Source organism: Streptomyces sp. P9(2023) (genome assembly GCF_032436795.1).
GTDB lineage: Bacteria > Actinomycetota > Actinomycetes > Streptomycetales > Streptomycetaceae > Streptomyces.
On sequence record NZ_JAUPWM010000650.1, the window covers coordinates 1 to 256 of the forward strand.

Annotated in this window: 1 protein-coding gene; it reads right to left on the minus strand. The window is 49.6% G+C overall.

Annotated elements, in window-relative coordinates; all coding sequences use genetic code 11:
- The coding region (locus Q5762_RS39015; RefSeq protein ID WP_315897060.1) for a Gp49 family protein at positions 1-256 on the minus strand (256 nt) is incomplete at both ends.

The following is a 256-nucleotide window of genomic DNA, read 5'->3' on the forward strand; positions in this document are numbered from 1 at the left end:
TCACGCATAATGCGTAGCTGCTGACGCAGACGTGTCTTTTCTTCAGACGAGAGTGCATTGAACGTAGGCGTACCTGCGAATGCAGCAAGCTTCGTTATCTTGGCACGGAGTTCATCGTGCTCATTGCGGACACGATCCTTGAACGTACCACCTGCATTGGCAACTTCAGACTTCAGTTCATAGCCCATCAGTTCCCAAATTTTGTTCTTGGCTTTGTCGTAAGCCAATCGCTTGCCGATCTCGGCATTGAAGTTCG